At 69.8% G+C, this 21,846-nt stretch carries 18 protein-coding genes, 1 tRNA gene, 1 other RNA gene and 1 pseudogene; 14 read left to right on the forward strand and 7 right to left on the reverse strand.

Annotation, left to right across the window (positions count from 1 at the left end; genetic code table 11):
• Positions 1-81: 81 nt before the first annotated feature.
• Positions 82-169, reverse strand: a tRNA-Ser gene (locus ABEA93_RS38385).
• A gap of 351 nt (positions 170-520) precedes the next feature.
• Between ABEA93_RS38385 and ffs the strand changes: the two genes are divergently transcribed.
• The 10 genes from ffs to ABEA93_RS38435 all read left to right on the forward strand — a co-directional run bounded on the left by ffs (position 521) and on the right by ABEA93_RS38435 (position 10,955).
• An RNA gene (gene ffs / locus ABEA93_RS38390) (signal recognition particle sRNA small type) lies at positions 521-617 on the forward strand.
• A 109-nt stretch (positions 618-726) separates the two neighbouring features.
• On the forward strand, positions 727-2,892 hold the full coding sequence (locus ABEA93_RS38395; RefSeq protein ID WP_345680610.1) for a DNA polymerase III subunit gamma and tau: 2,166 nt from the start codon (positions 727-729) through the stop codon (positions 2,890-2,892).
• A gap of 986 nt (positions 2,893-3,878) precedes the next feature.
• On the forward strand, positions 3,879-4,232 hold the full coding sequence (locus ABEA93_RS38400; RefSeq protein WP_345680612.1) for a YbaB/EbfC family nucleoid-associated protein: 354 nt from the start codon (positions 3,879-3,881) through the stop codon (positions 4,230-4,232).
• A 209-nt stretch (positions 4,233-4,441) separates the two neighbouring features.
• Positions 4,442-5,041, forward strand: a complete 600-nt coding sequence (gene recR, locus ABEA93_RS38405) for a recombination mediator RecR (protein ID WP_345680613.1) — start codon at positions 4,442-4,444, stop codon at positions 5,039-5,041.
• Positions 5,034-5,663, forward strand: coding sequence for a DUF5063 domain-containing protein (locus ABEA93_RS38410; protein ID WP_345680614.1), 630 nt, complete (start codon positions 5,034-5,036; stop codon positions 5,661-5,663). Before recR ends, ABEA93_RS38410 begins: the two co-directional genes overlap by 8 nt.
• A 212-nt stretch (positions 5,664-5,875) precedes the next feature.
• Positions 5,876-7,144: an aspartate kinase gene (locus ABEA93_RS38415; RefSeq protein WP_345680616.1), complete on the forward strand. Its 1,269-nt coding sequence runs from the start codon at positions 5,876-5,878 to the stop codon at positions 7,142-7,144.
• Positions 7,141-8,211, forward strand: coding sequence for an aspartate-semialdehyde dehydrogenase (locus ABEA93_RS38420; protein ID WP_345680617.1), 1,071 nt, complete (start codon positions 7,141-7,143; stop codon positions 8,209-8,211). Before ABEA93_RS38415 ends, ABEA93_RS38420 begins: the two co-directional genes overlap by 4 nt.
• 344 nt (positions 8,212-8,555) lie before the next feature.
• Positions 8,556-9,089: a SigE family RNA polymerase sigma factor gene (locus ABEA93_RS38425; protein WP_345680643.1), complete on the forward strand. Its 534-nt coding sequence runs from the start codon at positions 8,556-8,558 to the stop codon at positions 9,087-9,089.
• Complete coding sequence (locus ABEA93_RS38430; protein WP_345680618.1) at positions 9,086-10,123, forward strand: hypothetical protein; 1,038 nt, start codon at positions 9,086-9,088, stop codon at positions 10,121-10,123. The genes ABEA93_RS38425 and ABEA93_RS38430 overlap by 4 nt, the downstream gene beginning before the upstream one ends.
• A 16-nt stretch (positions 10,124-10,139) precedes the next feature.
• Entirely contained in the window at positions 10,140-10,955 is an 816-nt protein-coding gene (locus ABEA93_RS38435; RefSeq protein ID WP_345680619.1) for an SURF1 family protein, read from the forward strand.
• A 54-nt stretch (positions 10,956-11,009) separates the two neighbouring features.
• Here the strand turns inward: ABEA93_RS38435 and ABEA93_RS38440 are convergent, their stop codons facing one another.
• The gene (locus ABEA93_RS38440) at positions 11,010-12,830 is read right to left on the reverse strand and encodes a S9 family peptidase (RefSeq protein WP_345680620.1); all 1,821 of its coding nucleotides are present in this window, start codon (positions 12,828-12,830) and stop codon (positions 11,010-11,012) included.
• 113 nt (positions 12,831-12,943) lie between these two features.
• Between ABEA93_RS38440 and ABEA93_RS38445 the strand changes: the two genes are divergently transcribed.
• The 3 genes from ABEA93_RS38445 (at position 12,944) to ABEA93_RS38455 (ending at position 17,154) form a co-directional block, all read left to right on the forward strand.
• A complete protein-coding gene (locus ABEA93_RS38445) occupies positions 12,944-14,692 on the forward strand; it encodes a recombinase family protein (protein WP_345680621.1) in 1,749 nt (582 codons plus the stop codon).
• 219 nt (positions 14,693-14,911) lie between these two features.
• Positions 14,912-15,292, forward strand: coding sequence for a hypothetical protein (locus ABEA93_RS38450; protein ID WP_345680622.1), 381 nt, complete (start codon positions 14,912-14,914; stop codon positions 15,290-15,292).
• 1,025 nt (positions 15,293-16,317) lie between these two features.
• Positions 16,318-17,154 (forward strand): recombinase family protein, encoded by an 837-nt coding sequence (locus tag ABEA93_RS38455; protein ID WP_345680623.1) that lies wholly within the window; start codon positions 16,318-16,320, stop codon positions 17,152-17,154.
• A gap of 203 nt (positions 17,155-17,357) precedes the next feature.
• Here the strand turns inward: ABEA93_RS38455 and ABEA93_RS38460 are convergent, their stop codons facing one another.
• The 5 genes and pseudogenes from ABEA93_RS38460 to ABEA93_RS38480 form a co-directional block, all read right to left on the reverse strand.
• The gene (locus tag ABEA93_RS38460) at positions 17,358-17,804 is read right to left on the reverse strand and encodes a hypothetical protein (RefSeq protein WP_345680624.1); all 447 of its coding nucleotides are present in this window, start codon (positions 17,802-17,804) and stop codon (positions 17,358-17,360) included.
• A gap of 241 nt (positions 17,805-18,045) precedes the next feature.
• Positions 18,046-18,879: a Scr1 family TA system antitoxin-like transcriptional regulator gene (locus tag ABEA93_RS38465; RefSeq protein WP_345680625.1), complete on the reverse strand. Its 834-nt coding sequence runs from the start codon at positions 18,877-18,879 to the stop codon at positions 18,046-18,048.
• On the reverse strand, positions 18,869-19,390 hold the full coding sequence (locus tag ABEA93_RS38470) for a DUF6879 family protein (protein WP_345680626.1): 522 nt from the start codon (positions 19,388-19,390) through the stop codon (positions 18,869-18,871). The genes ABEA93_RS38465 and ABEA93_RS38470 overlap by 11 nt, the downstream gene beginning before the upstream one ends.
• A complete protein-coding gene (locus tag ABEA93_RS38475) occupies positions 19,374-19,583 on the reverse strand; it encodes a hypothetical protein (RefSeq protein ID WP_345680627.1) in 210 nt (69 codons plus the stop codon). The genes ABEA93_RS38470 and ABEA93_RS38475 overlap by 17 nt, the downstream gene beginning before the upstream one ends.
• Positions 19,584-19,788: 205 nt before the next feature.
• Positions 19,789-20,115: pseudogene (locus ABEA93_RS38480) on the reverse strand (S9 family peptidase); the annotation flags it as partial.
• A 269-nt stretch (positions 20,116-20,384) separates the two neighbouring features.
• On the opposite strand from ABEA93_RS38480, the gene ABEA93_RS38485 reads away from it, so the two are divergent.
• Complete coding sequence (locus tag ABEA93_RS38485) at positions 20,385-21,659, forward strand: ricin-type beta-trefoil lectin domain protein (RefSeq protein ID WP_345680628.1); 1,275 nt, start codon at positions 20,385-20,387, stop codon at positions 21,657-21,659.
• Positions 21,660-21,846 lie beyond the last annotated feature (187 nt).

Raw genomic sequence — 21,846 nt, forward strand, 5'->3', positions numbered from 1 at the left:
CCAGCGACATGCCTGCAGGCCAAGACGACGTCGGCCCCGACCGCAGCAGCGGTCGGGGCCGACGTTTCGCCTTGTCCAGGCTGGCGGAGGATACGAGATTCGAACTCGTGAGGGGTTGCCCCCAACACGCTTTCCAAGCGTGCGCCCTAGGCCACTAGGCGAATCCTCCGCCGGATAGCTTACCGGAGGCTGCGGGGTGGTTGCGCACGAGTATCCGGGTGGGGGTCCGGGAGGGGCCTCCGCCGGCGTGCGGGGGTGCGTTGCGGCCGGGCGGCTCGGGGGTGGTGGGCCGCCGCTTCGACCCGGTCCGCTCGGCCGTCGCCGTCACCGCCGTCACCGCCGTCACCCGGGATGGCATCCGGCGGCACCGCCCGTCCGCCCGCCTTCGTTCCGCCCCCACACTGCGGACCCGTCCGTCGCGGGCCCCGCCGCCGCGGTACGGCACCCCCGTCCGGGACCCGTCGTACCGCGCCCGCGCCGGGTGGCAGCGAGCCGGTCCTCGCGTCGGGTAGTGTGGCCTCCGGACCCCCCGTGTGGCGGCATCCTGCTAAACCCCCCCAGGGCCGGAAGGCAGCAAGGGTAGGCGGGCTCTGTCGGGTGCGCGGGGGGTCTTTGCGTGCCCGGAGGATTGTTCGCGGGAATGGCCGCGGGATCGTCCACAGCGGCCGACGCCCGCCCGGTCGGTCCGGGCCGGTTCGGGTTGCGCCGAACGCGGCATGGCTCCGGATGTCTCCGCGCCCGGCTATCGTCGACGTCGTGTCGCTTGCGCTCTACCGTCGCTACCGCCCCGAGACCTATGCCGAGGTCATCGGGCAGGAGCACGTGACCGATCCGCTCCAGCAGGCCCTCCGCAACAACCGCGTGAACCACGCGTATTTGTTCAGCGGGCCGCGCGGGTGCGGCAAGACCACGAGCGCGCGCATTCTGGCGCGGTGCCTCAACTGCGAGCAGGGGCCGACGCCGACGCCGTGCGGCGAGTGCCAGTCGTGCCAGGATCTGGCGCGCGGCGGGCCCGGCAGCATCGACGTCATCGAGATCGACGCCGCGTCGCACGGTGGTGTGGACGATGCGCGCGACCTGCGGGAGAAGGCGTTCTTCGCGCCGGTCAGCTCGCGGTTCAAGATCTACATCATCGACGAGGCCCACATGGTCACGTCGGCGGGCTTCAACGCGCTGCTCAAGGTGGTCGAGGAGCCGCCGGAGCACCTGAAGTTCATTTTTGCGACGACCGAGCCCGAGAAAGTCATCGGGACGATCCGCTCGCGCACCCACCACTACCCCTTCCGCCTGGTGCCGCCCGGCGTGCTGCGCGACTACCTGGAAAAGGTGTGCGCGGAAGAGGACGTCCAGGTCGAGACGGCCGTGTTCCCGCTGGTCGTGCAGGCCGGCGCGGGATCGGTCCGCGACTCGATGTCGGTGATGGACCAGCTGCTGGCCGGCGCCGACGAGCAGGGCGTGACGTACGCCATGGCCACGTCGCTTCTCGGCTACACCGACCGCGCGCTGATGGACGAGATCACCGACGCGTTCGGCGGCCGGGACGGCGCCGCCGCCTTCCAGGTCGTCGACCGGGTCATCGAGGGCGGCTACGACCCGCGCCGGTTCGTCGCCGACCTGCTGGTACGCCTCCGCGACCTGGTCATCCTCGCCGCCGTCCCGGACGCCGCGGACAAGGGGCTCATCGACGTCCCCGGCGACCAGCTCGAGCGCATGGTCGGGCAGGCCCGCGCCTTCGGCCAGGCGGAACTCACCCGCGCCGCGGACATCGTCAACACCGGCCTGACCGAGATGCGCGGCGCCACGTCGCCCCGACTCCAGCTCGAACTCATCTGCGCGCGCGTCCTGTTGCCGGGTGCGGACGCGGGCGACCAGGCCTTCGGCGCGCGGCTCGACCGGCTGGAGCGGCGGGTCGAACTCGGCGTTCCGGCGTCCGGAGCGGCGGGGTTCGCCCCGCCGGCTCCGTCCGCCGCGGACTTCGACGACGCCCCGCCGGTGTCCCGCCCCGCCCCGCGCCCCCCGGCTCCGGAACCGGCGGCCCCGGCCCCGGCCCCCCGCCAGGCAGCCCCGCCGCCCGCCGCCGCCCCGGCCCCGCAGCCGTCCGGTCGCGCCCCCGGCGCTTGGCCGTCGTCCTCGCGCGCGCCCCATCAGGCGGCTCCGCCGCAGGCGGCCGCACCACAGTCCGCCCCGGCGGCCCAGGCGCCGAGCGCGCCCGCACCGCAGGGCTCCGCACCGCAGGGCGGGGACCGTCCCGCGGCCGGGGGCGGCGACGTCAACCGGGTCCGCGGCATGTGGCCGCAGATCATCGACGCGGTCAAGGGCCGCAAGCGCGTGACGTGGATGCTGCTGCAGCGGGCGTCCGTGGCCGGGTTCGACGGCAAGACGCTCCAGGTCGCCTTCGAGAACGCGGGCACCCGGGACGGGTTCGTCAACAGCGGACACGACGAGGTGCTGCGCCAGGCGATCATCGACGCGTTCGCCCTGGACTGGCGCATCGAGGCCATCGTCGACCCCGGCTCGGGCGGCGGCGGCCCGGCCCCGTACGGCGGCAACTCGGGCGGCGGCGGCCGCGGATTCGCCGCCGCCCCCGCGCAGCCCCCCGCCCCGCCGCAGCCCGCGGCCCCCGCCCCGTCCGCCGGCGGCTGGCCGGCCACGTCCCGCGGCCCGCAGGACACGCCGCCCCCGCAGTCGGCCCCGCCGCCCCCGGAACCGGAGCCCCAGGCCCCGCCGCCGGACGACTACGTCCCGCCGGAGTACGCGCCGCCGCCGGTCGCCCCGGAAGACGACATCGCCGCGTACGACGACGAGGACATCGCGGACGACGCCTTCACCAGCCACGAACTCCTCGTCCGCGAACTCGGCGCCACGGTGATCGAGGAAACCCGCAACATGTGAGGCACGGCGGGACCGCTCCGCACCCGGAGACCCGGGGGCGGGCGCCTCAGCCGGCACCGCAGGAATGCCGCGGCCGACCGCACACCTGACGCAGGGCTTGGCCGCTGCCACCCGGAACAGGCGACGCCGGACCGGCCTGGGACGACGCGCCATGCGGCGGGCGGGGAGGGGCAGCTGCGGGCGCACGCACGTCGGCGGCAAACTCGGCGGGCTTTACGCAGCCGCCCTCGGCGAGGACACCCCTGGCCCGGCCCCGCCCGCAGCGGCGCAGGGTCCGGGCCGCGCCTCCAGGACGCGACGTCTGGTCCGCCCTCGTCGAAGTCCCTCACGCCGCGACCAATCCCGCACACGCGAGGGCCGCCGCGGAACCGGGCGCCGGACGCGTCGTCGGTCGAGCCGACAGCCGACAGCCGACAGCCGACAGCCGACAGCCGACAGCCGACAGCCGACAGCCGACAGCCGGGTCAGCCCGCACTCTTTGCCCGCCGGATCCGCTGCGTGGGCGCCACCGCACCCCACTCCCATGGCCCGCGTGCCCGGCGAGCCCCGCCGCGCCCCAGCATCTGCGCAACCCGCTGTGTCCGGCACCCGTCGCACCCGCCTTGCCGCGGCACCGGTCGCACCTGCCCTCCGGCCTCCGCCGCCGCAGACCCGACACCGCCCGCCACAGCGTGCTCCCGGGCTTCCGTGCTCGCTCGCCTCCCGCGCCCGCGCCACCGCGTGCTCACGCGCCGCCGCCCGGCGCCCCACCCCCTGCACGCCCGCCTCCCCGCGTGCTCCCGCGCAGCCCACGCCTCCCACCCCGCCGCCCCACGCTCCCCACCCCCGGCGCGCCCGCTTCCCGCGCGTGCTCCCCGGTGCGCCCCTCCGCGCCCCGACGCGGTGCGCCTGCGGGCACCTGGGGTCGGCTCGACGCCGTAGGCTCGAGCCGTACGCGCAGCCCTCTTCTTTCCGGGCTGCCCAGACCGCGACGAAGGGTGCCCCTGGTGTTTCCCGGTGGTGGCCAGCCTGACATGCAGCAGTTGCTGCAGCAGGCGCAGAAGATGCAGCAGGACCTGATGGCCGCGCAGGAGGAACTCGCGCGGACGCAGGTGAAGGGCACCGCGGGTGGCGGGCTCGTCACCGCGACGGTGAGCGGCGCCGGTGAGCTGCTGGCTCTGGAGATCTCGCCCGACGCGGTGGATCCTGAGGACACGGAGACGCTCGGCGACCTGATCGTCGCCGCGGTGCGCGACGCGAACCGCGCGGCGACCGAGCTGGCGTCCCGGGCGATGGGCCCGCTGGCCCAGGGCCTGGGCGGCGGCGGTCTCGGCGGCGGCTTGGGACTGCCGGGCATGTAGTGGCTCCGGTGCGTGCGGCGGCGGTGGAGCGACACCTCGACACCGCGGCCACCGCCCGCACCCGGGTCGCGACGGTGCGCAGCCGACGGCGGAAGCCCGAGGCGGAAACCGGAGGCCGGGGCCGCGACTCGCCCGAGCCTTGATGCGGCCACTACACCTCCCGTAATACAAAAGAAGACGACAGACATCGACCCGAGGAGCGACCCAAGGTGTACGAAGGCGCCGTTCAGGACCTCATCGACGAGTTGGGCAGGCTGCCCGGCGTCGGTCCGAAGAGCGCGCAGCGGATCGCCTTCCACCTGCTCGCCGCCGACCCCGCCGACGTGCGCCGCCTGGTGAACGCGCTGGTGGAGGTCAAGGACAAGGTGCGGTTCTGCACGGTCTGCGGCAACGTCGCCGAGGCCGAGCAGTGCCGGATCTGCCTCGACCCGCGCCGCGATCCCGCGGTGATCTGCGTGGTCGAGGAGTCCAAGGACGTGGTCGCGGTGGAGAAGACCCGCGAGTTCCGCGGCCGTTACCACGTGCTCGGCGGGGCGATCAGCCCGATCGAGGGGGTGGGTCCGGACGACCTGCGCATCCGCGAACTCATGACGCGGCTGGCGGACGGGACCGTGACCGAACTCATCCTCGCGACCGACCCGAATCTGGAAGGAGAGGCGACCGCGACGTACCTTGCCCGCCTCTGCAAGCCGATGGGTCTCAAAGTGACCCGGCTGGCCAGCGGGCTGCCGGTGGGGGGCGACCTGGAGTACGCCGACGAGGTGACCCTCGGGCGTGCCTTTGAGGGGAGACGACTGCTCGATGTCTGACGACCTGACCGACTTCACCGCGGAAATCGCCGACCAGATCGAGAGCTTCGTGGTGGCCGTCACGGAGGTGGCCAAGGGCGAGGAGCCCGGGGCGGCCGTGTCGATGCTGCTGCTCGAGGTGTCTCAGCTGATGCTCGCGGGCGGCCGCCTCGGCGCGATCGCCGATGTGGTGCCCGACGAGCGGTTCGAGCCGGATTCCGGCCCGGACCCCGACGTGGATGCGCTGCGTGGCGACCTTTCGGAGCTGCTCGAACCCATCGACGTCTACTACGAGGTGTTCGACCCGTACGTCCCGCGCCCGAAGCCGGTGGCGTTCCGGATCTCCGACGACATGGCGGACGTCGTCACCGACCTCATGCACGGTCTGGCGCACCACCGCGCCGGCCGCACCACCGAGGCGCTCTGGTGGTGGCAGTTCTCCTACCTGGCGAACTGGGGTGCCACGGCCAGCGCCGTGCTGCGCGCGCTGCAGGCGGTCGTCGCGCACGCGCGGCTGGACGCGGCGGTGGGCGACGGTGTCGAGGCGGCGGTGGACGACGCGTTGGGCAACGAACTGGCGGACCAGCTGGCCGAGCAGCTGGACGACGCGGTGGTGCTGGGCGGGCCGCCGCAGAAGGGCTGACGCCGGACGCGAGCGGCCGCGGCCGGTTCCGTGCCGAACGGAGCGGCCGCAGGTTTTCGCGCCCGGCCCGGCCGCCGCGCCACATTTCGTCGCTTTCGCGGGACAGTGTTCAAAAAGTGATATGAACGTCTCACTATGTGAATAGATCGTGGCGGTTGCGGTGGCCTCGTTAGACTGTCCCGACTGCAGCCAACACGAACCGAGGAGCGCACGTGGGCCTTGTCGTGCAGAAGTACGGAGGCTCCTCCGTGGCCGATGCCGACGGCATCAAGCGCGTCGCCAAGCGGATCGTCGACACCAAGAAGATGGGCCACGAGGTGGTCGTGGTGGTGTCCGCGATGGGTGACACGACGGACGAGCTGATCGACCTCGCCCAGCAGGTGAGCCCCATTCCTGCCGGCCGCGAGCTGGACATGCTGCTCACTTCCGGTGAGCGGATCTCGATGGCGCTGCTGGCGATGGCGATCAAAAACCTCGGTGTCGAGGCACGGTCGTTCACGGGCAGCCAGGCCGGTGTGATCACCGACTCTGTGCACAACAAAGCACGCATCATCGACGTGACGCCCGGCCGGATCCGCTCGGCGCTCGACGAGGACGCGGTCGCGATCGTGGCCGGCTTCCAGGGCGTCTCGCAGGACACCAAGGACATCACGACGCTGGGCCGCGGCGGCTCGGACACCACGGCGGTCGCGCTGGCCGCCGCGCTCGACGCCGAGGTCTGCGAGATCTACACGGACGTCGACGGCGTGTTCACCGCCGACCCCCGGGTGGTCAAGAAGGCCCGCAAGATCAACGCGATCAGCTACCAGGAGATGCTGGAGCTGGCCGCGAGCGGTTCGAAGGTGCTGCACCTGCGCTGCGTCGAATACGCGCGCCGCTACAACATGCCGGTCCACGTGCGGTCGTCCTTCTCCGGACACCAGGGCACGTGGGTACGAAGCCAGTCCGAAGGGGACGACGTGGAGCAGGCGATCATCTCCGGTGTCGCCCACGACACCAGCGAGGCCAAGGTCACCGTGGTCGGGGTCCCGGACAAGCCGGGCGAGGCCGCGAAGATCTTCCGCACGATCGCGGATGCCGAGATCAACATCGACATGGTCGTGCAGAATGTGTCGGCCGCGTCCACCGGGCGCACGGACATCTCCTTCACGCTCCCGATGACCGACGGCCACAAGGCCATCGAGTCGCTCACCAAGATCCAGGACGAGATCGGCTTCGAGTCGCTCCGCTACGACGACCAGATCGGCAAGATCTCGCTGGTCGGCGCCGGTATGCGGTCGCACCCCGGGGTCACCGCGGAGTTCTTCGAGGCGCTGTCGAACGCGGGCGTCAACATCGAGCTGATCTCCACGTCGGAGATCCGCATCTCGGTGGTGTGCCGCGCGGACCAGGTGCCCACCGCCATCCAGGCCGTCCACACCGCCTTCGGTCTCGACGCCGAAACCGAAGAGGCCGTCGTCTACGGAGGTACCGGCCGATGAGCACCACCCGCAAGCCCACCCTCGCCCTGGTCGGCGCGACCGGTGCGGTCGGCTCGGTCATGCTCGAGCTGCTGTCGACCCGGCAGGACGTGTGGGGCGAGATCCGGCTGATCGCGTCGCCGCGTTCGGCCGGCAAGAAGCTCGTCGTGCGCGGCGAAGAGGTCGAGGTCGTCGCGCTCTCCGAGGAGTGCTTCGAGGGCGTCGACGTCGCGATGTTCGACGTGCCGGACGAGGTCTCCGCGCAGTGGGCGCCGATCGCCGCCGCCAAGGGCGCCGTCGCGGTCGACAACTCCGGCGCGTTCCGGATGGACCCCGAGGTCCCGCTGGTCGTCCCCGAGGTGAACCCGGCCGCGGCGCGTATCCGCCCGCGCGGCATCATCTCGAACCCGAACTGCACGACGCTGAGCATGGTCGTCGCGCTGGGCGCGCTGCACGCCGAACTCGGCCTGAGCGAGCTGGTCGTGTCGTCGTACCAGGCGGCGTCCGGCGCCGGTCAGCCGGGCATCGACACGCTGCGCGAGCAGCTGGCGAAGGTCGCCGGGTCGGCGACGCTGGGCACCCAGCCGGGCGACGTGCGGCGCGCGGTGGGCGACTTCGGGCCGTTCCCGGCGCCGCTCGCGCTCAACGTGGTGCCGTGGGCGGGCTCGCTCAAGGACGGCGGCTGGTCGTCCGAGGAGCTGAAGGTCCGCAACGAGTCGCGCAAGATCCTCGGGCTGCCGGACCTCAAGGTGTCCGCGACCTGTGTGCGCGTCCCGGTGGTCACGACGCACTCGCTCGCCGTGCACGCGGTGTTCGAGCGGGACGTCACGGTCGCGCGCGCCCACGAGATCCTCGCCGAAGCCCCGGGTGTCGTGCTGTGCGACGACCCGGAGAACGGCGAGTTCCCGACGCCGGCCGACGTGGTCGGCACCGACCCGACCTGGGTCGGCCGGGTGCGCCAGGCGCTGGACTTCCCGAACACGCTGGACATGTTCATGTGCGGCGACAACCTGCGGAAGGGCGCGGCGCTCAACACCGCGCAGATCGCGGAGCTGATCGCGGCGGAACTGACCGGCCAGGAGGGCTGACCGCAGCCCCGGTCCCCCCGGCATGCCCGACGGCCGGCGTCCCTCCGCACGGGAGGGGCGCCGGCCGTCGGCATGCCGGGGGGACCGGACCCGGCGAACCCCTCTCCTGACGGCGCGTCAAGCAGTAGCGTGTGGGGCGCGGATCGGGGGGAGGCCGGTACGGACTTCCCGGCACTTCCGTACAACCTTCCGGGGACATCGGCTGTCTAACGTTCGTGGCGGAGTTGGTGGGGGTGGAACCACGGGTCGAGCGGGGCGTCGTCCGCCCGCCGCACCCGCCTGCCGAGGTGTCGGCGGGCGGTGATTCCCTCACGTGGGTGTCGGCACCGGACGCGGCGGCGGGGGTGGCGTTCGGATCGGCGGCGGGAGCGGCGGTGGCCTCAGACGAGGGCGTTTCCGTCGACCTGCTCACCGAGACGTACCGCAGGCACTATCCGACGCTGCTGCGGCTGGCCGCGCTGCTCCTGGACGACCCGCATTCGTGCGAGGACGTCGTGCAGGAGGCGTTCGTCCGGGTGCACGTGGCCCGGCACCGGCTCCGGGAACCCGACAAGACGCTGGCGTACCTGCGGCAGACTGTCGTGAACCTTTCGCGGTCTACTCTGCGGCGGAGGCTCATGGCGCTGCGCCTGATGCCCCGGCCGACTGCCGACGAGCCGGCGGCGGAGGAGGGCGCGCACAGCGTGCTCGAACGCGACGCCCTTGTGCGGGTGCTGAGGGACCTGCCCAGGCGGCAGCGGGAAGTGATCGTGCTGCGCTACTACGCGGATCTGACGGAGGTTCAGGTGGCTGACCTGCTTGGACTGTCGGTGGGTTCGGTGAAGGCGTACGGCTCGCGAGGGCTCGAGGCACTGCGGGCCCGGATGGAGACGTCGTGACCGCGATGAACGAGGGCCCGGGCCGGCCGGGCGGCTCGTCCGGCGAATTGCCGGACGGCCTGTCCGAGGAGGTGCGCCGCCGTCTGCACGACGCGGTGGCCGACATCCAGCCCGCCCCGGGCGCGCTCGAACGGCTGCGTGTCGCGGTGCCCGCCCGGCGCCGCCGCCGGCGGGCCGCGGGGGCGACCGCGCTGGCCACGGTGGCGGTGCTGGCCATCGCGACGCCGGTGGTGCGCACCGCGGTGCTCACCGACCAGACGTCCCAGAAGAGCGCAAAAACGTCCTCTCAGTCGTCCGCGGGCGGCGGCCAGAACGACCAGGGCGAGAACGACGACGACCAGGGGAGCCGCGGCACCGACGGCTCGTCGGGAGTGGCCGGGTCGAACGGCAACGGCGCCAAACCGCGCACGTCCGGGGGCCCGCAGGCCACCGCGACGACGACGGTCGTCGTCGCGCCGGTCCTGCCGACGGCCACGGCGACCGCCACCGCGTCCCCGACCGCCACCGTGACCTCGACGCTGCCGACCGGGGTCCAGGCGTGCGAGGTGAAGGACCTCGAGCAGGGCTCCGGCACGACGCTGGCGGCGCCCGGTTCGGACGGCATCGCGTACGGCGTGCTCGAGGTGCGGAACGTGTCCCGGCGCGACTGCTCGGTCTCCGGGGCGGGGATTGTGCTGGTCGCCGCTGCGCCGGGCAATCCGCCGGTGCAGGTGCAGGTGAAGTTCCACGAAGCGGGCGACCTGGCGGCCCGGCTGCCTTCGGTGACCGCGCCGACCGCGCCGCTGACGGTCAGGGCGGGCGCGGCGTACGAGTTCCAGTTCGCGTGGCTGCCGACGCGCGGCACCGGCGCCAACGGCAGCTGCACGCCGGGCGACGGCCAGGCCGGGCCGCCGCCGCCGATTCCGTCGCTCGCGTACATGCTGGCGGACGGCGGGGTGAAGATGGCCGAGGTGCCGCTGACCCCGGCGTGCGGCGGGGTGGTGTACCGGACCGAGGTCTATCCGGTGGGGGCGTTCCCGCGCGCCGCGGGCTGACGGTTACCGTGGTGGGGTGCGACACCGCTTCCTGCTGCAGCCCCGATGGCTGGCGTTCCACGTCCTGGTACTGGTCGCCGTCCCGGTGTGCGCGGCGCTCGGCCTGTGGCAGTTCCACCGCTACAACGAGCACAAGAGCAGCGGGCCGTCCGCGGCGCAGGCCGCCGCCGAACCGCCCGTCGCGCTGGCCGAGCGGCTGCGCAACGGCACGGTGGTGACGCCGGACGACCGCGGCGGCACCGTCGAGGTGTCCGGCCGGTTCGACGCCGCGCACCAGCTCGTCGTGGTCGACCGCACGCTGGACGGGCGCAAGGGCAGCTATGTCCTCACCCCGTTCCAGCCCGCGTCCGGCGGCCCGGCCGTCCCCGTCGTGCGGGGCTGGCTGGAAGGCACCCAGGCGCCCGCGCCGCCCGCGGGCGAGGTGCGGCTGACCGGCCGCCTGGAGCTGTCCGAGACCGAGCACGGCTCCGGCATCGACCGGATCGCAGGCCTGCCCGCCGGGCAGGTCTCGCTTATCAGCACGCCCGAGCTGGTCAACGTGCTGCCGTACCCGATCTACGACGGCTACGTCGCGCTCACCGCGCAGGACCCGGCCGGCGATGCCGCGCTGCAGCCGGTCCCGCCCGCGAAGGAGCAGAAGAGCAACGGGATTTCCGGGCGGGCGTGGCAGAACCTCGGGTACACCGCGCAATGGTTTGTGTTCGCGGGCGCGTCGGTGTTCCTGTGGTGGCGGGTGGTGCGCCGGGAGATCGAGGAGCGCCAGGAAGCGGAAGAGGCCGCAATGCTGCGCGAGTTGGGTTTGGAGCCGGAGGGCGCGCCCGCGAAGGCGTAGCGGAAGCGACGACGAGGGCGGGTGCGGCCGGTGGCCGCACCCGCCCTCGCGTGTTCAGCGGCGCGGCAGGTGGCGGGCCACGAAGTCGAGTTCCTTGCGGACCTGGCGGATCCGCTCCTCGACGACGGCCGAGCCGTGGCCCGCGTCGTACCGGTAGACCTCGTGCACGACGCCCAGGTCGGCCAGGCGCGCGACGTAGTTCTCGATCTGCCGGATCGGGCAGCGCGGGTCGTTGACGCCGGCGCTGATGAAGACCGGCACGGCGACGTTGTCGACGTAGGTGATCGGGGACGCCTTGGCATAGCGCTCCGGGACCTCGTCGGGTGAGCCGCCGATCAGCGTGCGGTCCATCGCCTTGAGGCCTTCCATCTCGTCCTCGTAGGCGGCGACGTAGTCGGCGACCGGCACCGCGGCGAGGCCGAGCGCCCAGTCGCCGGCCTGCACGCCGAGGCCGAGGAGCGTCAGGTAGCCGCCCCACGAGCCGCCGGACAGCACGAGCCGTCCGGGGTCGGCGAGCCCGGACTCGACCGCCCAGGCGCGGACCGCGGCGATGTCCTCCAGCTCGGTCAGGCCGACGTTCTGCCGCAGCGCGTCGGACCATGCCTTGCCGTAGCCGGTCGAGCCGCGGTAGTTGACCCGGACGACGGCGAAGCCGTGGTCGACCCACACGGCGACGCCGGGGGCGAAGTGGTCGCCGTCGTGCGCGGCGGGGCCGCCGTGCACTTCGAAGACCGTCGGGAACGGGCCTACGCCGGCCGGCCGGGACACCAGCGCGTGGATCGCGCCGCCGGGCCCTTCCACCCACGCGTCCTCGACGGGCACCGATCCGGGAGCGCGTTCGCCGGGCGGCACGAGCACGGTGCCGCCGCCGGTGGAGCGCAGTTCGCTGGGGCGTTCCCCGCTCGACCACAGGTATTCGACGGTGCCGTCGGGGCGGGCGCCCGCACCGAGCACGGTGCCGGGCGGGGTCTCCAGGCGCTCCAGGGTGCCGGTGGCGAGTTCGTACCGGTACAGCTCGGAGCGGGCGTGGTGCTCGTGCTCGACGAGGATCGCGCTCGCGTCCGGGTACCAGTCGACGGCGACCTCGCCGGGCAGGCCGAGGTCGATGTCCTGCTCCTCGCCGGTGAGCGGGTTCCAGATCAGCGGCTCCCAGCGGCCGCGGCGCTGGTGCCGGACCAGGACGCGGGAGTCGCCGAGGATCGGCGCGAATCCGGTCGCCTCCAGGCCGGAGGCCGGGGGTTCGCCGGGCACGCCGTCGTGCAGGTCGGCGACCAGCGTGCCGTCCAGGCGCACGGCGCGCAGCGAGGGGTGCATGGTGTCGCCGTGCTCGCTGTGCTCGATGACGAGCAGCGTGTCGTCCTCGGACAGCGCGGAGACGCCGGCCGACTCGCGGTGCCGGTAGATGGTGACCGGGTCGGTGCCGGGGCGGACGACGTGCACGGTGGACCCGTCTTCGTCGGTCGAGCGGCCGACCACGGCGAGGCCGTCGGAGCCGATCGTGAGGCCGACCGGGTAGGCCGGGGCGAGTCCCGGGGCGGCTTCCTCGTCGGGCCCGCCTTCGAAGCGCTGCCGCATCCACACGCCGAACTCGTCTCCATCGGACGGCAAGTCTGGAACGGAGGAGCCGTAGCCGTCCTTGAACCACCAGATCCATTCGCCGTCTGGTGAGACCGCCCCCAGCATCGTGCCGTTCGGCCGGTCGGTGACCTGCCGTTGCTCGCCCGTCTTTCGGTCCCATGCGTACAGCTCGTACTTGCCGGAGGTGTTCGAGTGGTACAGGGAACGCTCGGGGGCGTGGTCCGCCCAGTCGGGGAGCGAGACACGCGGTGCCCGGAACCGCTGCTCCCATGTCGGCGTGAGGTCTGCGTCATGCATCCCCCTATCAAACCTGATGGCGGAGCCCCGTGGTTAGGTGTGGCCAAGGCCGCCCGAACGCCCCTGGCGCCCAGGGCTTTCGCTCTCATTTGATCAAGCCGAAAGCGACACGAATGCAAGGAACACTGCGCGTGGTCGGTTGTGGCCGTCAGTCGGTCACCCGCACGGAAGATGAGAACTCCCTCTCCATCACTGTGCAGAAGCGCGACATTCAATACTGGGCCGACACACCGGGGCAGGGACGCCTGATTGTCGGATGGGCGCTGGACACCAATACGTCGGGAACGACGAACCCATTCCAGCGGGAGCAGCTTCGCCCATGGCTCACTGATCGAATGGATGAGTGGGATGCCCTGGCATTCCCGCGCATCGACCGAATCTCCCGCAAGGTTCGATACTTTTCTGAACTCCTCGATTGGATCGAGGAGAACAAGAAGCACATTGTGACCGTTGACGGCAGCTTGAATACGCAGGCTGCCGGGGGAAGCGCCGTCGCGAAAGTCCTTTCCGTTCTGGCCGAGGAAGAACACCGGAAGATCCGCAATAACGTACTCGGCGGCATGCGGGCACTCCGGGAACTGGGGCGATTCACTGGCGGTCCGTTGCCCTTCGGGTATCTTTCTGTCGACGCTGGCGACGAACACAGGATGCTCACTCCCGATCTGGAGTACGCCGAAATCCTGCGCGACATCTGCAAGCGTGTGCGTAACGGTGAGTCCACTTACGAAATAGCCGACCACTACAACAAGGCGGGCATCCTCACTTGGTCTGATCATCTGCGTCAGATCAAGGGGCAGCAAGTTAAGGGCTACCTGTGGAAGCCCGCCACAGTGGCGCGGGTAATTCAGAACCCGATATGTGTGGGGTTTCAGACCCACAACGGGGAGATATGGGAGACGGAGGAAGGCGAGCCGAGCGTCATTGCCGATCGCCCCATTCTCAAGCTCGGGGAATGGGAAGCGGCTAACCATGCCTTGGCTTCACGGTCCAAGCCCAAGCAGATTCGGCGCCGGGAAACCGCCTGCCTGCTCACAGGTATCGCCCGCTGCGGGACTTGTGGCAGCCGCATGGTCTGCCACCACACGACCAAGACGCTGAAGAACGGTGAATCCCGCACCTATCGCGACTATCAGTGCACGTCCAAGAATCAATCGATCGCCTGTGAGGCTAAGGCGAGCATCAATGAAAGCGAGCTGGAGGGGCTGTTCACGGAGTGCCTGATCACCTCAATTGGCCAGGTTCCCGAGATGGTCAAGATGGTTGATGAGGGCGAAGACCACTCCGTAGAGCTGGAGCAGAAGCGCTTGCGGCTTGGAAAGCTGGAGACCGACTACGCGGAAGGGAAGTACGATACGCCCGCCAAGGAGGATTCCTATTGGCGAACCCTTGAGAACCTGACCAAGAAGATTGCCGAGCTGGAAGCGCGGCCGATGCGTCCGCGTACCGTTAGCTTTCAGCCAACGGGCCGAACGTGGGCCGACAAGTGGGAGGCAATGAGCACGCAGGAACGGCGGAACTTTCTCAGTGAGCGTGACGTTCGCGTGCTGGTCTGGCGGAACCCCAAGCCTGGCGTCAAGCGGGGTGCTATCGTGTTCTTCGGAAATTTGCGGGAGTTCGCCATTGCGGGCGGGGTCGAACAAGCGGGTGCGGCCGACTGGGCGCATTGGAGTTGGAATGTCCCGGAGCACTGGACGAATCCTGGCTTGCTGGAGGACTCCGAGCGGCGGGCGGAGGCGCTCGATAGCTATGGAACTCTCGAAATACCTGCGACGCTTGCGAAGCTCAGGGAAGAAATGATCGAGACGCTGCCGAGGGATGCGGTGGGTATGGTCGGCATCACGGTTAAGGATGAATCCGAGTAGTTGCGCCTAAGACTCGAACAGCCCCCGACCTAGGCTCACCCCGGATCGGGGGCTGTTCGCGTCCCAGGCGCCGTATGTGGCTGTCTGACGGGCCATCACGGCGTCCCGTATGATCACCTCTCCCAGTCCTTGCACGGCCGACAGATCGGAGCACATGACCCCCGCTTGACGGGGACACTTCGGCGCCTTGCTGCGCCGTGCTCGGAAGGACTGTGCCCAGTGCGCAACAGCATCAGCTTCGGCCCTGGTGTCGAATGGGGCGGTATCTCGCAGGCCCATTGCCAGCTCATGGCCAAGGACCCCCGCCACGATCTGACCTACCGCGTCTACTTCGCGGCACTGTCGCGGGCGAACCAGATCGGTCACGCCCCGTTCGGCATGAGGGAGCTTGCCCGCATCCTCGTCGACGGGGACGGAGTCATTCCCTCCGCGAGCAGTGTCCGGAACGCCATTGCCCGCGCCAAGGACCGGGGCCTCATCGAAGACCGGTCGACCGCCCGATGCCTCGTCCTCAGTGGTCACCACTTCCAGAAGGGCGGCCGGGGTCCGGGCCGGTGCGTCGAGCACGACGAAGCACCCGCCGCATTCGACGCCGCGTAGCCCAACCACGGGAGTACACGCGTCGCGTGCAGGAACAGCCGGAACCTACACGCCACACATGCGCCCGGCACACGCGACGCGTGTACCCGAATCACGTTGACCTGCGAACACGTTGACCCCCTCTTGTATCTGTCTCTGCTAGGGCAAGCGATGAGGCCAGCGACAAGGGCAGTACGACCCGGAAGGGGACGACAGGGGAAGGGCAAGGGCAGGTAGCAGGCAAGGACGTGTGGCTAGGGAAGTGGGGCGCGGCAGCGCCCCCAAGGGGAAGGGCAACGGCGACAGGGCAAGGGCATGGGGCTAGCTAAGTGGGGCGCTGCCGCGCCCCCCAAGAGCAAGGCATCAAGGGCTAGCAACCTTGGGCATGGGGCCGCTGTCGCGGCCCCACTTAGCGAAGCTCCTTCGCCTTGGTACAACGACAAGCCTCATGCGCTCTGACCTGCGGCTATACCTCACGCCGGCGTCGGATCTCCGGGTTGATACAAATCACAGAACGACCCTGAAACCGTGGCGCGATCTTGGCCGCTATGACATAGCGATCCCGCAACGCACCCCCAGGGGGTCATACCCCCACCCCCTGGCCGTGGCTTGTGCCTGCCCCTGGCTCTGCGCCGTCGCCTGCCGTCGGCCTTGCCCTTGCCTGGCCCCTGCCGTTCGCCGTCGCTCTCCACCTCGGCTTGCCTGCTGGCAGGCTCGAACGCCTGCGTGCCGTGAGCGCCCGACAGGGCATCGGCCTTGCCCCTTGCCCTTGATCACAGCGACAGCCCGACAGGCAGGCGCACAGCCCTTGCCGTGGCCTGACGGGGGATCAAGGCGCGGGCATGGCACACAACCTGACAGCCCGTCACTCCTCGACCATGGCGGAGAGTGATCGGATTCCCGCGTCTCAAAATCCATCGAATATGGGACTGCCGTGAGACGCCCGGCGCATGTCCGATTCGATCCACCCCGGCCGTCTCACAACTCGTCTCACAACTCCACCCGAACCCCTGGCTTTCGAGACACGTTTATGAGACGGTCCTGCCATGACGACGAACACCACCCCGGCAACGCAGGTCGAGCGGCACGCCTGCCCCAAGTGCGACGCACCCGCAGGCAGCCCCTGCCGTACCGGCACGGGCAAGGTGGCAGCCAGCTACCACACGGGCCGGTTCGCTCTCGTGCCTGCGCTCAAGGCTGAGCTGACCGTGAAGACTCCGGCCGACCGCAACCCGGGCAAGCCGTGGTCGGCAGGCGCACCCGTGCCGGAAGCGATCGAGCCTGCGCCCGGCGCAGCAATCCGGATCGGGTACGCCCGATGCTCGACCGTCGGGCAGGAACTCCAGAGCCAGCTAGACATGCTGGCTTCCGCCTCCTGTACCCGCGTGTTCTCCGAGAAGATCAGTACCCGTGTGAAGGAACGGCCGGAGCTGGACAAGGCGCTTGCCCTTGCCCGGGACATCAAGGCAGCCGCTCCCCATCAGCCGGTCATCCTCACTGTGGTGGAGATGAAGCGCCTTGCCCGCAGTGCGGCAGAGCTGATGTCCCTGTCGTCCGCGCTGCAAGCGGACGGCATCCAACTCGAACTTCTCTCCGGCCCCCTGCAAGGCGTGTACGACCCGAACGGGGCAGGCGCCATCGTGTTCGCAGTGCTGGCCGTGAGTGCCGAGGTCGAGCGGGAAGGCATCCGAGAGAAGACGTTGGAAGGTCTCGAAGCTGCGGCCCGCAAGGGCAACCACGGGGGACGCCCGACCGTGGTCGACGCGGACAAGCTGGCCATAGCCCGCGCCCGGCATGCCAAGGGCGAGAGCGTCACGGCCATTGCCAAGGCGCTCGGTGTCTCCCGCGCCACCCTGTACCGCCACATCGGAGAGACCGCCTGACAGCTCGTCAGACAGCCGCACAGGACCCCCGCCATATACCGCGGGGGTCTCTGCATTTGAGGGGCGGAGAGGGGCCGCTACGGGTGCGGCCGGGGGTCTCCCCCTCGTTCGTCTCCGTCCCAGCCTGAGCACGGAAGGGGAGGCAGCACGCCACCGCCGGGGCCGGAGCGATGGCCTTCCCGCTGGCTGCCTCCCCCTTCCGCTCAACCTCCCGCGTCGAGCTGTCGACCGCGACGCGGGAGGGAACCAAGAGCCCCGGCACGGAACCGCTCAGGCAGCGCCACAGGCCCTGTCCTGCGGTCGATCACCCGGGGCCGGGCAAGGAACGGGTACAGGCGCTCTGACGGCCGCTCACGGCCGAGCGTGACGGACTCCGCCGGGTAGCCGTACTCCGCTCGGAAGGCGTCCGCGCGCTCGTCGTCGACCGCACCCATGCGCCGCTGTGCATGGCGCGCGTACTCAAGATCTGTCGGCCTCACGGCCGAGTGCCGAACCAGCCACCATGCCGCCCCGTACTCGACCTCCCGCCGCTCATAGCCGGTCGCCGTCGGGCCGAACAGGATCGCGTCCCGCATCTGTGCCGTGTAGCTGGCGAACCTCTCCAGCACGCCGTACCCGAACTCCTCAGCGTGCCGCTCCGCCCGGACCATGGCAGCCGCCGCATTCGCGGGATTACTGCCCCATGCAACGAGCACAACGCGAGGCCGTTGGTACGTGGATATCGGTTGCCGCATCTGCCGCAGGAAGACAGCCGGATCAGCTTTCGGCGCACGCTCCAGAACGTACCGGGGTGGCAGCGTCCCCCCGTCCTCATCGCTCGTTCTCCGCATGCACCGATAGTCCACTGGCGCACGAACTGATCCCAGGATTATTGGCGTTGTCGGGTAAATATCACGTACGGAACCGGGTAGCCCACTCAGTCATCTTCTCTCGGGCCTCATCCCCGAACAGCGAGTAACCCTCATAGGTGGCGAACTCGGCAAGATACGCCGACACGTCTCGGTAGTCTCGAAACACCATGGCGCCGGTCGACGTTTCCACCGTCGCTATCCGGTTGTCGTACACGGTGAACGTATTCAACGGGGCGCAAGGCATGTAGCCATCCAAGGGTATGACGCCAATGCGCACGTTCGGCAGGCGGCTGATCGAGATCAGCCGGTCAATCTGCATAGCCATAGCTGGATCCGCAGTGTACGGCCATCTCACCGCCTGCTCGGTGAGAATGAAAGTGAACCGCTTGGCCGTGTCGTATAGGACCGCCTGCCGCTCCAGCTTCTTCGCAATGGCCTTGCTCTGGTCGCCCGGGATTCCAGCCAGACTAGCCCTCACATACTCGTGCGTTGCCAATAGGCCGGTGACCATGGAAAGCAGGAAGTAGCGGAACTCTGTCGAGGACTTCTCGAACCCTGCTAGCTCGTTCTGTTTCTTCTCAAGGCCCGTACGGCGTTGAGACCAAATGTCTTGCCACTCAGTGTTAGCTCTCCGGGCTAGCGCCACTACCTGTGCGACCACATCGGTTGGCGCGTCAAGTGCCCTCATGATCAGTTCAACGTCGACAAGGCTAGGCGTGAGCTTCGCCCCCTCGATGTTGCTCACCTTCGTCTGAGACATATTGCAGCGCAGAGCGAGCCAGGTCTGAGTTCGCCCGGCCCGCTTGCGCAGCTTCTTGATTGTCTCCGCTAGGTCAGCCTTGGAATGGCCTAGCTCCTCGGGTTCAAGAGTCAAGGCCCTTCACGTACTCCTCGAACGGAACTGCCTCAGCCAAGGCAATGCGCTGGTATTCGATGAACGGACTCACGTCCCCCTCGAACACCTCTCGATTGATCTGCGTTCCGTCGGTCCTGTAGTTCATCAGGACGACTTCTTTCCTGTCGAACATCCAGAAATCTTGGACGCCCGCCAGCGGATTCGGTCGGCCGGTTACATCCATGATTCGGATATCCTCACCCGCCCATGCATGGGGGAGGTAGTACATGAACTCGAAGCGCAGGTATTCCGAGAGTGGACGCGTCACGATATGCACGCGCCCCTTGACCTTCCCCTCACGACGCACCCGCTTGAGATCCTCGGTGTAGTCATTCGAGTAGGCATGAGGATCGACGACTGCTCCGGCTCGGAAGGCGCGGAGATCCTCCGCTTCCTGCGGCATGACGTAGGCAGGCAAGGTCTCAAGCCGCCATGCCTCGCTCTGGAAATTCCGAAACCTGGATTGCCATGCGTCACCATCCAAGAGCACGGACGGCCTCCCTCAGAACATGCTCGGGAATCTTCACCAGCGCCTCACCGGCCGGAGGCTGGAAGGCTGTGCACTGGTCACCCTGAACAACAATCCCGCCGTCGGTCTCGTCGCGGTAAACGTTCGGGCAATCGTTCTGGCTGCACTGACCGTTTCCGTTGCCGGTAAGCCGGGTCAGTTCCTCGCGCGCCATGCCGAACCCCCTCGTCTGCGGCCCCAGTTGGACCAACCAGCCATGACGGTACGAGGGGCTGGCTACGCCGTCTATGCGGTGTCGCCAATATTTGCGTTGTCGGGTAAACGATCACAGATCCAGGACTCAGCCGGGCTGTCCGTACAGCCGAGACCGACCGGTCCGACGCGGTCGACGATTGGACAGCCGTTCCCCACTACCTACAGAATCCGTCGCCGTCGGTGTCCGCGAACCACCAGATCCACGTGCCGGTCGGGTCGACGCACGCGGTCGTGGTGCCGTTGGGGCGATCGGTGACCTGCCGTTGTGCGCCGGTGAACCGGTCCCACGCGTAGATCTCGTACGTGCCCGAGGCGTTCGACAGGAACACCGAGCGGTCGGGGGCGTGTTCGGCCCAGTCGGGCAGGGACACGCGGGGCGCCCGGAACCGCCGTTCCCAGACGGGGGCGGCGGGTTCCGCTGCGGCGGGGCGGGGTGCGGTGTCGGGACCTTCTGCGGTCGCCAATGGCGCGGAGTCGGACATGCGGTCCATTGAACTACGCGGGATCGCCCCGCCGCGCGGCCTCCGCGCGCCGCAGGGCAGCCGGAAACCGGCCACCGTGATTCCGCTCCGCCCGGGCGGCCGCCTTGCGGCCCGGCGTACCGGGTGTCCGGTTTCCGCCAGTCGTCCGCGCGTCGGCGGGATAGCCGGGGGCGGTGGTGCGGCTCGTACGCTGCCGTCCGGCGGGGCCGTTTGCGCCCCGCATCCGTTTCCGAGGGGAATCCTCTTCAGTGCGAGCCAATCGTTCACGCCGTGCGGTCGTGATCGCCGCCATCGGCGCAATAGCCGTGTACTCCGGAATCCAGCTGGCGGACGCGTCGTCGTCCGGTTCCGGAAGCTCCGTGACGGCCGCGGCCACGGCGGACCCGACGCCGGGCCCCGCCGCGGACGCGGCGGACGGCACGGGCCTGACCGGGCCGGTGGAAGGCGACGACGCCAACGCGATCGCCGAGGGCGGCCCCGCGGCGTTCAGCGCGGCGGTCACCGCGGCGGCCCCGCCGTCGGGCCTCGGCTGGAAGTCGAACGCGGCGACCAACCTGCTGACCACGGGCTACACGTTCAAGTTCCGCGACCAGCGGGCCGCGGACTGGCTCGGCCCCTACGTGAAGTCGATCGCGGCGCAGATGTCGCAGATCACCAACATCCGCTACACCGTCGACACGCACCCGGTGGGCACCGCCTACCAGCGTGCGGCCGGGGACGTGCTGGTGATGCTGCACAACCGGCCGTGCAAGCCGACCGGCGGCACGGGTATTTCCACCAGCTACAAGGGCGTCACCGACGGCAGCGGCGCGGCCAACTTCAGCTGCGGCTTCTACTGGTACAACGGCAACAAGACGACGGTCAGCGGCGAGGCGTGGATCGACTCCGAGTTCCTCACCTCGACCGGCGCACCGCGCGCGGACTGGGGCGGCGCGACGTTCTTCAAGAACCACATCGCCCACGAACTCGGCCACACGATGGGCCTGGCGCACGCGAACAACTCGACCAAGGAAGGCGACTGCGCCAAGGGCACGGACGCCGGCGAACTGCCGGTGATGTGCCGCCCGTCGACCGCGTACAAGGACCGCGCGGCGGGCCGCTACGTCCAGCAGTTCGACCTGCAGGGCCTGCGCACGCTGGCGGCGAACGGCGGCGCGAAGCCGCCGGCGCAGGGACCGGTCGTCGGCGTCGGCGGCAAGTGCCTCGACGCCCGCGGCGGCAAGTCGGCCGACGGGACCCAGGTCCAGATCTACAAGTGCAACAACACCGCGGCGCAGTCGGCGATCTTCAACGCCGACGGCTCCATCAACATCCTGGGCAAGTGCCTGGACGACTACTCCAACAAGAGCGCGGACCGCAACAAGATCCAGCTCTACACCTGCAACGGCTCGGCGGCCCAGAAGTGGGTCGTCAACGCCAAGGGCCAGATCGTGCACGTGGCTTCCGGGAAGGTGCTGGACGTGGCCGGCGGGAAGACCGCGGACAGCACGATCGTGCAGCTGTACACGCCGAACACCGGCAAGGGACAGCTGTGGACGGTGCCGAAGGCCTGACCGGCTACCGGCGCGCAGCGCGGCCCCGTCCCCCGACCGGGGGGGCGGGGCCGCTCCCATGTTCCGGCGTCAGTCGCCGGACTGCCGCTGCCGGGCTTGCCAGCTCCTGCTGCATGAACGTGAAGAACTCCACGGTCTCGGTGAGGCGTTCGCCCGCCCCGGTGTCCGGGCCGACCGCGTCGACGCC

Origin of the sequence: Yinghuangia aomiensis, assembly GCF_039542225.1 — a bacterium.
GTDB lineage: Bacteria > Actinomycetota > Actinomycetes > Streptomycetales > Streptomycetaceae > Yinghuangia > Yinghuangia aomiensis.